The 936-nt window shown below is 54.5% G+C and carries 1 protein-coding gene; it reads right to left on the bottom strand.

The annotated features are described in order from the left end of the window. The coding region (locus PJE01S_RS24170; RefSeq protein ID WP_479687614.1) for a transposase family protein at positions 1-901 on the bottom strand (901 nt) is incomplete at its 3' end. Positions 902-936 lie beyond the last annotated feature (35 nt).

Genomic DNA, 936 nt, shown 5'->3' with positions numbered 1-936 from the left:
AGATGTGTAGCTGGCGCCGGCCAAGTGCTGCACGCATTCGCCTGTAACCGTAGCAACGGTGATTGCTCTGGAAGACATCGGTGATGGCAACACGTGCGTCAGCGTATTTGTCAGGACTCTTTAGCCGGGCGCAGTGATAGAAGTATGAGCTGCGGGCCAGGTCAAGTTCGGCAAAGAGCTCAGAGAGCGTATAGGTGTGCTTCAGGGCGTCAACCAGCAGTGTCTTCTCCTGGTTGCTCAGGAGTGGCAGGTCGACGCCCAGGCCTTTTTTTAACAGTTCGTTCGCCTTCTTCAAGAGATCGTGTTCCAACTGCAATTTCCGGATGTCGCGTTGCAGCGCTTCGACTTGCTGCTCCAGGTCCAATCGCTGAGGATCGGGCGGTGAATCGTTGTGGAGTTTCATGGATGCGGGCACCTCAGGACCGAGTAGTTGATTTTTCCATTTGTACAACGTCGGCCTGCTCACGGCTAGCTGTTGAGCAATGGCTTGCGCACTTGTCTGCCGGGTGCAAAGCGCAATGACTGCCGCTTGCTTGAGCTCTTGAGGGCGCTGTATGCCGCGAGCTTTGCCAACAACGTTCTTTCTCCTTTCGGGGTGCAGCTCATTGACCCAGGCTGCTAGCGTATCGCGGCACGGATACCCCAGTGCCTTTCGGGTTCCAGCAAGGCAGCGATCATGGTTTAGGTAATGCTCAACGGCCACTTTCTTCTGTTGGTCTGAATACTTCGACCTTGAAAGTGCATAGCCCAGCGGCAAATCGCGACCCTGTTCGTAGTCTCGATGCCAGCTCTTGAGCGCATTCTTGGTTGGGTAACCCAACTGCCGAATGGTCGCTCCCGTGCGTTTCCCGAGCTTGACAAAGAGCTTGACTGCTCGAATGCGGTCTTCGTATGAGTACATGAACTACCTTTAAGTAGTCCAAGTTTTTGTCCGCA

Source organism: Polaromonas jejuensis NBRC 106434 (assembly GCF_001598235.1).
GTDB lineage: Bacteria > Pseudomonadota > Gammaproteobacteria > Burkholderiales > Burkholderiaceae_C > Polaromonas > Polaromonas jejuensis.
The sequence above is the reverse complement of the archived record's forward strand: the minus strand, read 5'-3'. Positions and strand labels throughout refer to the sequence as shown.